This is a genomic window from Mycobacterium sp. (assembly GCF_052143115.1).
GTDB lineage: Bacteria > Actinomycetota > Actinomycetes > Mycobacteriales > Mycobacteriaceae > Mycobacterium.
Genome location: NZ_JBKQTQ010000183.1, coordinates 30,733 through 44,114, shown reverse-complemented (window position 1 = coordinate 44,114; position 13,382 = coordinate 30,733). Strand labels below are relative to the sequence as shown.

The following is a 13,382-nucleotide window of genomic DNA, read 5'->3' as shown; positions in this document are numbered from 1 at the left end:
GCTCAGACGCTCCCGGCCGCACTCGCCGGACTAGGCTGCCCGACCGCAGATTAGGCTGTTCGCGTCCGGCGACGATGCGGGCCGGAACGGCCTGGGGAGGAGGCGGACTACGCTCTTCGGGTGCCCGAAGCTGCCCAGGACGCCAATCTGCTGACCGCGGCTGCGGTTGCCTTGAACAGGCACGCCGAGCTGCTGCGCGAGCTCGGCTCGGTGTTCGCCGCGTCGGGCCACGAGTTGTATCTGGTGGGCGGCTCGGTGCGGGATGCGCTGATGGGCCGGCTGAGCCCCGACCTGGACTTCGCCACCAACGCGCCGCCCGAGCAGGTGCAAAAGCTGCTGCGCCCGTGGGCAGATGCGTTGTGGGAGACCGGTATCGAGTTCGGCACCATCGGTGCCGGCAAAGGCGAGCATCGGCTGGAGATCACCACCTTCCGCGCCGACCGCTACGACCGGGTGTCGCGCAACCCGGAAGTGCGGTTCGGCGACTCGTTGGACGACGATCTGGTGCGTCGCGATTTCACCGTGAACGCGATGGCAGTGCGCATCACGTCCGCCGGGGCCGGCGAATTCGTCGATCCGTTAGGCGGTTTGGCCGCGCTACGCGCCGGAGTGCTGGATACGCCGGCAACGCCGTCGGAGTCCTTCGGCGACGACCCGCTGCGGATGCTGCGCGCCGCGCGGTTCGTCTCGCAGCTGGGCTTCACGGTCGCCCCGCGGGTGCGATCGGCAATCGAGGAAATGGCGCCGGAGCTGGCCCGGATCACCGTCGAGCGGGTAGCGGCGGAACTGGACAAGCTGCTGCTGGGCGACGACCCCGCCGCCGGCATTGAGCTGATGGTGCAGACCGGGATGGGCGACGTGGTGCTAGCCGAGGTCGGCGGCATGCAAATGGCGATCGACGAGCACCACCAGCACAAAGACGTCTACCAGCATTCACTGACGGTGCTACGCCAAGCGATCGCGCTGGAAGACGACGGGCCCGACCTGGTTTTGCGCTGGGCGGCGCTGCTGCACGACATCGGCAAGCCCGCTACCCGCAAGCATGAGCCAGACGGCGGAGTCAGCTTCCACCACCATGAGGTGGTCGGTGCCAAGATGACTCGAAAGCGGTTGCGTGCCTTGAAATATTCCAAACAGATGGTCGACGACGTCTCGCAGCTGGTGTATCTGCATCTGCGCTTCCATGGTTACGGCGAGGGCAGGTGGACAGACTCGGCGGTGCGTCGCTACGTCACCGACGCAGGACCCTTGTTGCCCCGGCTGCACAAGCTGGTGCGGGCCGATTGCACCACGCGTAACAAGCGGCGAGCCGCCCGGCTGCAAGCCAACTACGACAACCTCGAAGCGCGCATCGCCGAACTGGCCGCAAAGGAAGACCTACAGCGGGTCCGTCCGGATTTGGACGGCAACGAAATCATGGAACTGCTGGGCATCCCGCCGGGCCCGCAGGTGGGGGAGGCGTGGGACTACCTCAAAGAATTGCGGTTGGACCGTGGACCGCTGAACCGTGACGAGGCGACGGCCGAGCTGATGACCTGGTGGCGCTCCCGCGGGAACCAATAGCGGTTCGGCGGCGTCCCACCCGGCATGGAGTATTGCTTGGGCGACGGCGACGGAACGGCGACGATCTGGGAGCGCGGTCCTGATCTCGACTTAGACGGTGACGGCCGGCTGGATGCCGTCGGTCTGGATTTCGACGGCGACGGATTGGCCGATGACGCCCTGGCCGACCTCGACGGCGACGGCCTGGCCGACCATGCCGTGCTCGATCTCGACAACGACGGCACCGCGGAAAGCTACTTCACCGACGACGGATCGGGGACCTGGGCGGTGGCCGTGAGTCCGCCGCGAGCGGGCCACCCCTGGCAGGGAAATCCCGCCGGAGGACAACTCCGCTGGCTGGGCCTGGACGGCGTCGAGCACACCGGCGGGCCGCTGGTGGACTTCGACGGCGACGGTCAGGCCGACGACCGGCTGCTCGACAGCGACGGGAACGGGCTGGCCGACCGGGCAATCTCCGCCGACGAGAACGGCGTGACCGGCTACGTCGATACCGACGGCGACGGACGTTGGGATGTCAAGCTGACCGACACCGACGGCGACGGCGCCGCCGATGCGGCCAGCGCGCTGCAGCCCAAACCGTAGGCCCCCTTTCCGCGCACCCGGGCGGTACTGTGACGGCCCATGGACGTGGAGCAGGCACTCCCTGACTCGGTGAGCGACGCGCTTGAAGAGATACTGCGCGACGACCTCAACGTCGATATCAGCCGGGTGACCCGCGATTCCCGGCTGGTGGATGACGTGGGCCTGGACTCGGTGGCTTTTGCGGTGGGCATGGTGGCGATCGAGGACAAGCTCGGGGTGGTGATTTCCGAACAAGAGCTGCTGACCTGCGACACCGTCGGCGACCTGGAGAAAGTCATCCGGGCAAAGGTGGCGGTCACCCAGTGACCGTGCTGGCGTCCGCGTTGGCCCGGTCGATGCGCACATCAGCTCACGACCTGGTGGTATTCGACAGGGAGGGCGAAACCTGGACGCGGCACCCCTGGCCGCAGGTCCACGCCCGTGCCGAGAGCATCGCCGCGCGCATCCTCGACGAGGACGAACCCGGCGCGGTCGGGCTGGTCGGCGAACCGACCGCGGACTTCGTCGCGGCCGTCCAGGGCGCCTGGCTGGCCGGCCAGAGTGTGGCGATCCTGCCCGGGCCGGTCCGCGGCGCCGACCCGCAGCGCTGGGCGCAAGCGACGCTGACCCGGTTCACCGGAATCGATGTGCGCATGGTGTTCAGCCACGGCGATGAGCGCGACCTGCTCGCCGCCGCGGGCGGGCCGCTGCCGGTCATAGACATCGGCGCCGCCGCAGCGGCGAAACGTTCGGCGAACGTCGCGCCGGCTGACAGCGCCCCCGGCAGGGCTGCGGTGCTGCAGGGCACCGCGGGAACTACCGGAACCCCACGCACCGTGCAGCTGTCGCCCGAGGCGGTGCTCAGTAACGTCAACGGTCTGCTCACCGCGGTCGCGGTAAACCCGGCCGAGGATGTCGGCTGCACGTGGCTCCCGCTGTATCACGACATGGGTCTGACATTCCTGCTTTGCGGCGCACTGTCCGGTGGCCCGTTCTGGCTCGCGCCCACCGCGGCCTTCGCCGCGTCCCCGTTTCGGTGGCTGAGGTGGCTCAGCGAGAGCGGCGCGACGATGACCGCGGCGCCGAACATGGCGTACAGCATGATCGGCAAGTACGCGCGGCTGGTCTCCGACGTCGACCTCGGCCGGGTGCGGGTCACGATCAACGGCGGCGAACCGGTCGACTGCGCGGCGATGGACCGGTTCGCGACGGCGTTGAGCGGCTTCGGGTTTAACGCCGGCGCGATGGCGCCGTCCTACGGCCTGGCCGAATCCACGTGCGCGGTCACGGTTCCGGCACCTGGAACCGGCGCGCTTTGCGACGAGGTACGTTCTGCGGTAACCGATTCCGAGAGCACGGCGCCGCGCCGGCACGCGATCCTCGGCCAGCCGATAGCCGGTATGGAAGTCCGCATCGGCCCGGTGTCGGAGCGGTCCGCAGAGGTCCTCGATCGCGAGGTCGGCGAGGTTGAGATCCGGGGCACGTCGATGATGTCGGGATATGTTGGCGAGGCGCCGCTGAAGCCCGGAACCTGGTTCCCTACTGGCGATTTGGGCTACCTCACCGACGACGGGCTGGTGGTGTGCGGCCGGGCCAAAGAGATCATCACGATCGCGGGCCGCAACGTGTTCCCCACCGAGATCGAACGCGTGGCCGCCGAAATCCGCGGCGTGCGCGAGGGAGCGGTGGTGGCGGTGGGTAACGACGACGCGATACGCCCGGGGCTGATCATCACCGCCGAGTTCCGCGGCCCCGACGAGCCCGGTGCCCGCAGCGAGCTAGTCGCCAAGGTGGCGTCCGAATGCGGCGTCGTGCCGTCAGACGTGGTGTTCGTCAAGCCGGGATCACTGCCACGCACCTCGTCGGGTAAGCTGCGGCGACTGGAAGTCAAGCGCAACCTGACGGCGGCGACCACATGACCGATGCCGCGGGGCTGAGTATCGAGGAATACCGGGCGCTCCTGGACAAGGTATTCGACGAGCAAGTCGTCGGCTGGAACGCGGAAGCCGAAGCCAGCGAAAGATTTCCGCGCAAGCTGATCGAGCACCTCGGGCAAAGTGGGGTATTCGCGCACAAGTGGGGCGACCGGCAACACCCCGACGTGGCCAAGCTCGTCGCTCTCGCGTTCGCTCTGGGCTGGCGGCGGCACCGACGAAGTGCTCTGGGAACTGGTGGCCGCGGCGAGGAAACCCGATTTACGACGGCTACGCCGAATTGATCGGGCGGGGCAACGCGTAGAGCGCCATTCGGCGATTGCTCATGTCGTGCTCACCCAGAAACGTGCAGCCGGCGTATTCGCACAGCCGCCGCGCGCCGGTGTTGCGGTGGTCGGGGTCGAACATGATTCGGCGACAATGCGGTTCGAGTTCGAAGATGCTGGCGACAACGCGCGGCAGCAGAAACGGACCAAGACCCTTGTTGACGACCGTCAACTCAGCGATGGCCGCGTGCAGCCCGATGTCGTAGGCGTCGGCTTGATACCGCGTCGCGATGGAATCCTTTGCCGCTCGGTACACTTCGACATAGCCGCCGTCTTGACCATGCATGCTGCCGACGAACGGCCGGGAGTAGTTGCCATCGAGCTGGGCGTGCAGGTATTTTCGCCAGCGCGACGCCGGCCAAGCAGACTCCCACGCCTCGGCCAGATGCGGCAAGTTCATCCACTCAGAGATCATGTCGGCGTCGGCGTCCGGATCGACGAGTCGAAGCGCGTACGGCTCGCTCAGAATCGGGGTGGGCGGCGGCGGGACGTTGCGGACTTCGTCGGAAAGCCCGTCGGTCAGCTCCCGCGGCAGGATCGGGACGACTTCAGTCATGTCGAGCGGCGAGCCTACCTGAGTACGCCCGCCAAGTGAGCGCCCCCTTTATCGATGCTCATCGACCGGCGCTGCTGCTAGCGAGCGCGGCTCTCTTCACGCTGCGCGCTCAGCGCCCGGGGCCCGGTGGGCCGGCGAAGGCTTGAGCGATCTGCAGCCACCGCTCCGCATCATCCCCCTCGGCCGTCAGGTCAAGATCGCGCAGCGCACGTCGCTGGGTGACCAGGAAGCAGAAGTCCTCGGCGCCGCCGGTGACCCGCTGTGCGGCGTCCGGCGGCCCCCACGACCAGGTGCCGCCGTCGGGGGCACGTAGTTCGACGAGAAACGGCTCGGTGGGCGTGGGCAGCCCGTTGACGGCGAAGGCGTAGTCGCGGGCGCGCACCCCGATATGGGCGACGGACTGTAGCCGTGCGGTGGGTGGCCGCGTGACGCCGAGCGTGTCGGCGACGTCGAGCCCGTGCGCCCAGGTTTCCATCATGCGCGCCGTCGCCATCGACGCGGCACTCATCGGCGGCCCGAACCACGGCAGCTTGCGGCCGTCGGGAACCGTCAGCAGCGCGTCGTGCAGCCGTGCACGGGTCAGCCGCCAGTCGGCGAGCAATTCGGCGGGCGCCGTGGCGGCGAGTTCGTCGGCCCCCGCGTTGACGAAGCCGATGGGGTCGGCCGCCGCGAGCTCCAGCAGCCCGGCGAAGGCCGCCTCGTCGGTGACCGCCGTCAGTGCCCCGCGGTCGGTCCACAACAGGTGCCCGATCTGATGCGCAATGGTCCAACCCGCGGCAGGCGTCGGCGCCGCCCAGCGATCCTCGGCAAGCGGCGTGACCAGCGCATCGAGCTCGTCGCTCTCTGCGCGCAGGTCGTCGACAATCTGCTGCAGAGCGGCCATCTGTGTACCTTAACGATTCCCGGCCGGCTAGCTTCGGCGGCCGACGATGCTGTGTACGGTCAGCCCGCACAGGTAGAGCGCGGACCCCGCCAACACCAGCGCAGGGGAGTGGCCGTCATACGGAATGACGGTCGCCGCCACCGTGATCGCGCCAATGAACGCGACCCAGAACAGCGAATCCTGTACTGCGAACACGTGTCCGCGCAGGGCGTCGTCGACGTCGATCTGAATCGCGGTGTCAGCGCAAAGCTTGACGACTTGGCCGGCCGCACCCAGCAAGAACCCACACGTCACCATCACCGCCAGTTGCAGACCGGCCCCGGCAATCTGGATTGGCGCGGCGATCGCCAATGCTCCGTTGGCGGTCGCATAGCGGCCCCAGCGCCGCACCGCGGGCGGGGTCACCACGTTGGCCAGAAATGATCCGGTCCCGGTGGCGGCCAGGAACAACATCGCGCCTCCCAACGCACCGACGGATGCGGCGGCGCCGCTGTGCACCAGCAGTAGCACCAGCAGCGAGTTGAGGCCGAACACCATCCGGTGCGCTGCCAACCCGGAAAGGGTGGCGGCGACGGTGGGACGGTTCAGCACTGTGCGGATGCCGTGCATCCAGCCGGTGATCACCGCATAGATGACCGATCCGTGGATCGCCCGCCGGGTGTCGTCGGGACCGAGCACGTGGGCACCAAAGCGCAGCGACAGTAGCAGCGCGATCAGCAACGGGACGGTGACCAGCAAGATGATCGAGGCGGCGCCGTTGTCGCCGGAACCGACGATGGTGCGGGGTATCAGCATGAAGCTGGCGCCGGCGAAGGCGGCGACCGCAGCCGTTGCCGACGCGATCGAGTTCATCGTGACGACCTGCTCGCGGGGCACCACATGAGGCAGGGCGGCGGACAGGCCGGAGGAGACGAATCGGGCCAGGCCGTTGACGACCAGCGCGCCACACAGCACCAGCACGTCGCCGGCACCGACGACCAGACAGACTCCCACCAGTGCCACCGCCACCAGCCGGCCCAGGTTCGCGCCGACCAGAACCAGCCGACGGTCCCAGCGGTCCATCAGCGCACCGGCGAACGGGCCCAACAGCGAATACGGCAAGAACAGCACCGCGAACGCACCGGCGATCGCCAGCGGGCGCACGGCCCGCTCGGGATTGAACAGCAGCGCTCCGGCCAGCCCCGCCTGGAAGAGCCCGTCGCCGAACTGGCTTGCGGTGCGCAGTTCCAGCAGCCGCCAGAAGTCGGGCAAGCTGCGCACCGAACGCCAAACTGCGACAGGTGCGCGCGTGTGGGTCACTGAACCTACTTCCCGTGGCGTCCGGCAATACAGACCGGGCCGCCGGCCCCTGTTAACAACAGTACAAATATCGCGGAGCGCGCTGCTTGTTCACGACAGCGGCCCCACCTGGATGCCATGATGGAGTCGTGGCGCAGCCCGAGGATCCGGAGGACTTTATTGCCCCCGCCGCGCATCGTGTGCGAGCGGGCACTTTGCTTCTGGCTAACACGGATCTGCTCGAGCCGACGTTCCGCCGCAGCGTGATCTACATCGTCGAGCACAACGACGGCGGCACGTTGGGCGTGGTGCTCAACCGGCCCAGCGAGACCGCGGTCTACAACGTGTTGCCGCAGTGGGCCAAGCTGTCGGCGAAACCGAAGACGATGTTCATCGGGGGGCCGGTGAAGCGTGACGCGGCGCTGTGCCTGTCGGTGCTGCGGGTGGGCGCCGAGCCGGACAGCGTGCCCGGGATGCGACACGTCGCGGGCCGGATGGTGATGGTCGATCTGGACGCCGACCCCGACTCGATCGCCCCGTTGGTGGAGGGAGTGCGGATCTTCGCGGGGTACTCCGGCTGGACGATCGGCCAGCTCGAGGGTGAGATCGAGCGCGACGACTGGATTGTGCTGTCGGCGTTGCCATCTGACGTTCTGGTCCAGCCCCGGGTGGATTTGTGGGGGCGGGTGCTGCGGCGCCAGCCGCTGCCGCTGTCGCTGCTGGCAACTCATCCGATCGATATCAGCCGCAACTAAGCGGGCGGGCCTGAGTCCGGCGCGCGGTCGACTGGCTCCGGCAACTGGTCACGGGACATTCGGCTGGCGATCACCGAGCACACCATGAGCTGTATCTGGTGAAAGATCATCAGCGGCAACATAATCACCCCGACAGTGGCGGCCGGGAAGAACACCAGCGCCATCGGAAGACCCGACGCCAAACTCTTTTTCGAGCCGCAGAACAGCAGCACGATCCCGTCGCCGCGGTCGAGTCCGGCCAAGTGACCGATCAGCCGGGTGAACATCAGCGCTGCCAGCAGCAGCGCGGTGTCGACGACGGCGACCGCGACCAGTTGCCACGGATCGACGCTGCGCCAGATATGTTCCACCACGCCCATCGAGAACGCCGTGTACACGACCAGCAGGATCGATCCGCGATCGACGACTTTGGTCAGTACCGAATGCCGGGCAATCCAACCGGCGATCCACGGCCGCAACAGTTGACCGAGCACGAACGGCAACAGCAGCTGGAGCACGATGTCGCGGATCGCGGTGGCATCCATGCGGGCTCCGCCGCTGGTGTTCATCAGCAGCACGACCAGCAACGGCGTCAGCACCACCCCGACAATGTTGGACAGCGATGCGCTGACCAGCGCGGCCGAGACGTTGCCCCGCGCAATCGATGTGAACGCGATCGAAGACTGCACCGTCGACGGGACCAGACATAAAAACAGCAGCCCGTTGTACAAGTCGAGGTTCAGCAGCCAGGGCACCAGCCCACGAGCCGCCAGTCCAAGCACCGGAAAGACCACGAACGTGGTGGCAAGCACCAGCAGGTGCAGTTGCCATCGCTTGACGCCCTGCCATGCCTGCTGCGGCGACAACCGGGCGCCGTAGAGCCAGAACAGCAACGCGATGACGGCTTTGGCGGCGACCGACATCACGTCCGCGGCGGTGCCGCGGGCCGGCAGCAGAGCCGCAAGGGCCACCGTCGCTGCCATAGCCAACAGGAAGGTGTCTATCGGCAGGGTCGATAGCCGCTTCAGCACGAGTGCGGCTGTGCAGTGTTCAACGGCAGGCGAGCGTGCAGGTCGCGCAGCCGCCACCGCAACCGGCAGCGGCCGCCTCGCGGCGCAGCGCGTACCGCGCGCTCTGCCACGAGCCGACGGCCACGGTGCCGACGGCGCCCGCAATGCACACACCGACGCACACCCCGATGAGCGGGAGCGCGGTGTCCCGGGGCGCGGCCACCGCCACCGCCCCGCCGGCTGCCAGCATTACCGCGGCCGCCAGTTGCGGTGGCGCCAGTGTGCGCGTCACCACCCGAGCGGTGTCGGGGGCAACTGACCGCGACAACGACCACAAGCCGCGCGCGGCCATGACGATAGCCGCGCACACGCACAGCAGTCCGGCAATGAGCATGGGGCCACAATACGAGGCGGCCCGGTTCGCCGTCGCGCCCGGCTGCTAGTGGGGCAGCGCCGCCGGCGGCCCGGCCGTGGACGGAAGTGATGCGGCTACGGCGGGCGCCGCGGGCACCTGCGGTGGAGCTGGCGGTGGGTTGGACCCGGGCGGGCCGACCCGGAAGCCGTTGACGATGGCGTCGGTGGCCGGCGCTTCGCCGACCGCGGTGGCGGCGTCGGTCGTTACCGCCAGCGACACCAAGTACTTGTCCGGTCCGGAGGTGACGATGACGTGGCGCCGCGAGGTGTTGAGCGTCATCTGGTTTTCGCGGTAGGTGCCTTCGATGATCGATGACGGGGAGCCGTTGAAATCGGCCAGCGAGGCGTTGGTGCTGCGCCAGGCGGGCAGTTGCGCGCTGTCGAGATACCCGTGAGTGATGGCTTCCTTCGGATCGAAATCGCCGACCAGCCGGTACACCACCAGCTGGGCATTGGAGGTGTAGAGGCTGGCACTGTGGCGATTGGCGGTCACCACGAACGCATCGGGGACATTGGGGTCGGGCACCTGTGTCCAGGCGGGCGGCATAGGCAACGCGATGTCGAGCGCTTTGAAGTTCGGCGCCTGTTGCGGCTCCAGCTTGACGTTCTTGCTGCCGAAAAAGTCACGCAGCGTCCCGGACTGTGCCGGAACGAGCATCGGCACCGGCGCCGGTGCTGCCTCGGCCAGTGCGGGCGAGGCGGGAGATGGCACCGCGGGGGCAGCAGCCGCCGTCCCCGGAATGGCATTGCCGACCGCCCCGGGCGCGACCGCGACGGCCTGCGGCATCACCGGCGGGGCGGGGACCGGAGCGGGATTGGGCCGGGGCGGAAAACCCGGCTCTGCCGACGCGACAGGGCAGGCAAAGCCCAGCACACCCACGACGCCAACGGCTAGACCTGCGACCGCTACCCGCCAGCCACGGGCAATCTGCATCATGAGAGTCGGTCCTTCCCAGTCGCTCACGGGCGAAGCATGAATCGGACTGTAACCAGTGGGGAGTGGGAGCTACCAGGCCTTGAACAGGTTGGAATAGACCTGGAATACAGCTGGGATAAAGCCCTGATCGGTCCGCAACTCAACCGAGACAAACACGTGGCCGGCGGCCCCGTCACCGCCGCCCTTATAACCTGTTGGACGTGACCGACTCTCCAACGGCCGCGACGGACGCCCACCCTGCTGGCCAGGCCGAGCCCGACGCCCCGCGATATCGATACACCGCGGAGCTGGCCGGCCGCATCGAAGGGGCCTGGCAGGACAATTGGAACCGGATGGGAACCTTCAACGTGCCCAACCCGGTCGGGTCGCTGGCACCGTCGGATGGCTCAGCGGTGCCCGAGGACAAGATGTTCGTCCAGGACATGTTCCCGTATCCGTCCGGAGAGGGGCTGCACGTCGGTCACCCGCTGGGCTACATCGCCACGGACGTCTACGCCCGCTATTTCCGGATGATCGGCCGTAATGTGCTGCACGCGTTGGGCTTCGACGCGTTTGGTCTGCCCGCCGAGCAATACGCGGTGCAGACGGGCACTCACCCGCGCACCCGGACCGAGGCCAACATCGTCAACTTCCGGCGGCAATTGGGCCGGCTTGGCTTCGGCCACGACAACCGGCGAAGCTTTTCCACCACCGACGCCGAGTTCTACAAGTGGACGCAGTGGATTTTCCTGCAGATATATAACGCGTGGTTCGACCCCGTCGCCAACAGAGCCCGGCCGATCGCCGACATGGTTGCCGCGTTCGATTCCGGCGACAGGCAATTGGACGACGGCCGGGACTGGGCGACGCTGTCGGCAGGTGAGCGCGCCGACGTGATCGACGCTCACCGCCTGGTCTACCGGGCGGATTCGATGGTGAACTGGTGTCCGGGGCTGGGCACTGTGCTGGCCAACGAAGAGGTCACCGCCGACGGCAGAAGCGACCGGGGGAACTTTCCAGTGTTCCGTAAGCGGTTGCGGCAGTGGATGATGCGGATCACTGCCTACTCCGACCGGCTGCTGGACGACCTCGATCTGCTGGACTGGCCGGAAAAGGTCAAAACCATGCAGCGCAACTGGATCGGCCGCTCCACCGGTGCCGCGGTGCTGTTCTCGGCGCGCACAACCGGCGGCGAGACGGTGGACCTGGAGGTGTTCACCACCCGGCCGGACACCCTCTTTGGCGCCACCTATCTGGTGCTGGCCCCCGAGCACGACGTAGTCGACCGACTGGTCGCAGCCGGGTGGCCCGCCGGGGTGGACCCGCATTGGACCTTCGGCGGCGCGACACCGGCGCAGGCCGTCGCCGCCTACCGGCAGAGCATCGCCGCGAAGTCGGACTTGGAGCGCCAGGAGAACAAAACGAAAACCGGTGTTTTCCTGGGCAGTTATGCGACCAACCCGGCCAATGGCGAGCAGGTGCCGATTTTCATCGCCGACTACGTGCTGGCCGGATACGGCACCGGGGCGATCATGGCGGTTCCCGGCCACGACCAGCGTGACTGGGAGTTCGCCCACGAGTTCGGACTGCCGATCGTCGAAGTCATTGCCGGCGGCGATATTTCCGAGGCCGCCTACGCCGGTGACGGGGTGCTGGTGAACTCGGGCTTCCTCAACGGAATGGACGTGCCGGCGGCCAAGGAAGCCATCACCGCACGTTTGGAATCCGACGGTCGCGGCCGGGCCCGCATCGAATACAAGCTCCGCGACTGGCTTTTCGCGCGGCAACGCTACTGGGGCGAACCCTTCCCGATCGTCTACGACGGCGACGGGCGTCCGCACGCGTTGGGCGAGGCCGCGTTACCGGTCGAATTGCCCGACGTCCCGGACTACTCACCGGTGCTGTTCGACCCCGACGATGCCGAGAGCGTTCCCGAGCCGCCGCTGGCCAAGGCGACCGACTGGGTGCACGTGGAACTCGATCTCGGCGACGGGTTGAAGCCCTATACCCGCGACACCAACGTCATGCCGCAGTGGGCCGGTAGCTCCTGGTACGAGCTGCGTTACACCGATCCGCACAACTCAGAACGGTTCTGCGCCAAGGAGAATGAGGCCTACTGGATGGGTCCGAGGCCGGCCCAGCACGGCCCCGACGATCCGGGCGGTGTCGACCTGTATGTCGGAGGTGCCGAACACGCGGTGCTGCACCTGCTGTATTCGCGGTTCTGGCACAAGGTGCTCTACGACCTGGGGCACGTCAGCTCCCGCGAGCCCTATCGGCGGCTGGTCAATCAGGGTTACATCCAGGCGTTCGCCTATACCGACGCCCGCGGGGCCTACGTGCCGGCCACCGACGTGGTCGAACGCGACGGTGGGTTCGTCTACCCCGGGTCCGACGGGGAGATCGAGGTCTTCCAGGAATTCGGCAAGATCGGCAAGAGCCTGAAGAATTCGGTGTCGCCGGACGAGATGTGTGACGACTACGGCGCCGACACGCTGCGGGTGTACGAGATGTCGATGGGCCCGTTGGAGGCGTCGCGCCCGTGGGCCACCAAGGACGTCGTTGGGGGGCACCGCTTCCTGCAGCGGGTGTGGCGGCTGGTGATCGACGAGCAGACCGGCGACATCCGGGTCATCGAAAACGCGGATCTCGACACCGACACGCTGCGGCTGCTGCACCGCACCATCGCCGGTGTCTCCGAAGACTATGCGGCACTGCGCAATAACACTGCGGTGGCCAAACTGATCGAGTACACCAACCACCTCACCAAGCAACACCGCGATTCCGTCCCGCGCGCAGCCGTCGAGCCACTGGTCCTGATGCTGGCGCCGTTGGCACCGCACTTGGCCGAGGAGTTGTGGCAGCGGCTGGGCAACCCGACGTCGCTCGCACACGGGCCGTTCCCGGTGGCCGACCCCGACTACCTGGTCGAAGACACCGTCGAATACCCCGTGCAAGTCAACGGCAGAGTGCGCGGCCGTATCACGGTGTCCGCCAACGCCGACACCGACGCCGTGGAAGCCGCTGCGCTGGCCGACGACAAGGTGCAGACGTTTTTGGCGGGCGCGACCCCGACGAAGGTGATCGTCGTCCCCGGACGGCTGGTCAACTTGGTCGTCTGAGCCCGGCGACCGGGACTACCCGCTAGGTTCGATTGCCCGGCTCGCCCCCGCAAGCGGGCGGTACCCCCACCTCAGACCGCTGCGC

Annotated in this window: 12 protein-coding genes and 1 pseudogene; 7 read left to right on the top strand and 6 right to left on the bottom strand. The window is 67.6% G+C overall.

The window, feature by feature from the left end; all coding sequences use genetic code 11:
- Positions 1-120: 120 nt before the first annotated feature.
- From ACLQI9_RS19165 to ACLQI9_RS19145, 5 genes and pseudogenes are all read left to right on the top strand, one after another.
- On the top strand, positions 121-1,563 hold the full coding sequence (locus tag ACLQI9_RS19165; protein WP_442382805.1) for a CCA tRNA nucleotidyltransferase: 1,443 nt from the start codon (positions 121-123) through the stop codon (positions 1,561-1,563).
- 24 nt (positions 1,564-1,587) lie between these two features.
- The gene (locus ACLQI9_RS19160; protein ID WP_442382804.1) at positions 1,588-2,145 is read left to right on the top strand and encodes a pullulanase; all 558 of its coding nucleotides are present in this window, start codon (positions 1,588-1,590) and stop codon (positions 2,143-2,145) included.
- A 39-nt stretch (positions 2,146-2,184) separates the two neighbouring features.
- Positions 2,185-2,451 carry an acyl carrier protein gene (locus tag ACLQI9_RS19155; protein WP_442382803.1) on the top strand — a complete coding sequence of 89 codons (267 nt, stop codon included), beginning with the start codon at positions 2,185-2,187 and terminating at the stop codon, positions 2,449-2,451.
- On the top strand, positions 2,448-4,043 hold the full coding sequence (gene mbtM, locus ACLQI9_RS19150; RefSeq protein ID WP_442382802.1) for a long-chain-fatty acid--ACP ligase MbtM: 1,596 nt from the start codon (positions 2,448-2,450) through the stop codon (positions 4,041-4,043). Before ACLQI9_RS19155 ends, mbtM begins: the two co-directional genes overlap by 4 nt.
- Positions 4,040-4,297, top strand: a pseudogene (locus tag ACLQI9_RS19145) (acyl-CoA dehydrogenase); the annotation flags it as partial. The gene mbtM and the pseudogene ACLQI9_RS19145, both read left to right, overlap by 4 nt.
- Before the next feature lie 31 nt (positions 4,298-4,328).
- Here ACLQI9_RS19145 and ACLQI9_RS19140 read toward each other — a convergent pair.
- The 3 genes from ACLQI9_RS19140 to ACLQI9_RS19130 form a co-directional block, all read right to left on the bottom strand.
- Positions 4,329-4,940 carry a GNAT family N-acetyltransferase gene (locus ACLQI9_RS19140; protein WP_442382801.1) on the bottom strand — a complete coding sequence of 204 codons (612 nt, stop codon included), beginning with the start codon at positions 4,938-4,940 and terminating at the stop codon, positions 4,329-4,331.
- 109 nt (positions 4,941-5,049) lie between these two features.
- Positions 5,050-5,823, bottom strand: coding sequence for a TIGR03084 family metal-binding protein (locus ACLQI9_RS19135; protein WP_442382800.1), 774 nt, complete (start codon positions 5,821-5,823; stop codon positions 5,050-5,052).
- Between the two features lie 27 nt (positions 5,824-5,850).
- On the bottom strand, positions 5,851-7,155 hold the full coding sequence (locus ACLQI9_RS19130) for an MFS transporter (protein WP_442382815.1): 1,305 nt from the start codon (positions 7,153-7,155) through the stop codon (positions 5,851-5,853).
- Between the two features lie 95 nt (positions 7,156-7,250).
- Here ACLQI9_RS19130 and ACLQI9_RS19125 point away from each other — a divergent pair, with 95 nt between their 5' ends.
- A complete protein-coding gene (locus ACLQI9_RS19125; protein WP_442382799.1) occupies positions 7,251-7,856 on the top strand; it encodes a YqgE/AlgH family protein in 606 nt (201 codons plus the stop codon).
- On the opposite strand, the gene ACLQI9_RS19120 is transcribed toward ACLQI9_RS19125, so the two are convergent.
- The 3 genes from ACLQI9_RS19120 to ACLQI9_RS19110 are packed head-to-tail and all read right to left on the bottom strand — an operon-like array spanning position 7,853 to position 10,196.
- Positions 7,853-8,863 carry a bile acid:sodium symporter family protein gene (locus ACLQI9_RS19120; protein ID WP_442382814.1) on the bottom strand — a complete coding sequence of 337 codons (1,011 nt, stop codon included), beginning with the start codon at positions 8,861-8,863 and terminating at the stop codon, positions 7,853-7,855. The genes ACLQI9_RS19125 and ACLQI9_RS19120 overlap by 4 nt on opposite strands.
- A gap of 22 nt (positions 8,864-8,885) precedes the next feature.
- Positions 8,886-9,239, bottom strand: a complete 354-nt coding sequence (locus ACLQI9_RS19115) for a hypothetical protein (protein ID WP_442382798.1) — start codon at positions 9,237-9,239, stop codon at positions 8,886-8,888.
- A gap of 45 nt (positions 9,240-9,284) precedes the next feature.
- Positions 9,285-10,196 carry an LpqN/LpqT family lipoprotein gene (locus ACLQI9_RS19110; protein WP_442382813.1) on the bottom strand — a complete coding sequence of 304 codons (912 nt, stop codon included), beginning with the start codon at positions 10,194-10,196 and terminating at the stop codon, positions 9,285-9,287.
- Between the two features lie 200 nt (positions 10,197-10,396).
- On the opposite strand from ACLQI9_RS19110, the gene leuS reads away from it, so the two are divergent.
- Positions 10,397-13,297, top strand: a complete 2,901-nt coding sequence (leuS, locus tag ACLQI9_RS19105) for a leucine--tRNA ligase (protein ID WP_442382797.1) — start codon at positions 10,397-10,399, stop codon at positions 13,295-13,297.
- Positions 13,298-13,382 lie beyond the last annotated feature (85 nt).

What these genes read in the sequence shown, in the direction of transcription:
- ACLQI9_RS19155 (WP_442382803.1), top strand. Translation starts at nt 2,185, where the DNA reads ATGGACGTGGAGCAGGCACTCCCTGACTCGGTGAGCGACGCGCTTGAA.
- ACLQI9_RS19115 (WP_442382798.1), bottom strand. Translation starts at nt 9,239, where the DNA reads ATGCTCATTGCCGGACTGCTGTGCGTGTGCGCGGCTATCGTCATGGCC.
- ACLQI9_RS19140 (WP_442382801.1), bottom strand. Translation starts at nt 4,940, where the DNA reads ATGACTGAAGTCGTCCCGATCCTGCCGCGGGAGCTGACCGACGGGCTT.
- ACLQI9_RS19110 (WP_442382813.1), bottom strand. Translation starts at nt 10,196, where the DNA reads ATGATGCAGATTGCCCGTGGCTGGCGGGTAGCGGTCGCAGGTCTAGCC.
- ACLQI9_RS19135 (WP_442382800.1), bottom strand. Translation starts at nt 5,823, where the DNA reads ATGGCCGCTCTGCAGCAGATTGTCGACGACCTGCGCGCAGAGAGCGAC.
- ACLQI9_RS19160 (WP_442382804.1), top strand. Translation starts at nt 1,588, where the DNA reads ATGGAGTATTGCTTGGGCGACGGCGACGGAACGGCGACGATCTGGGAG.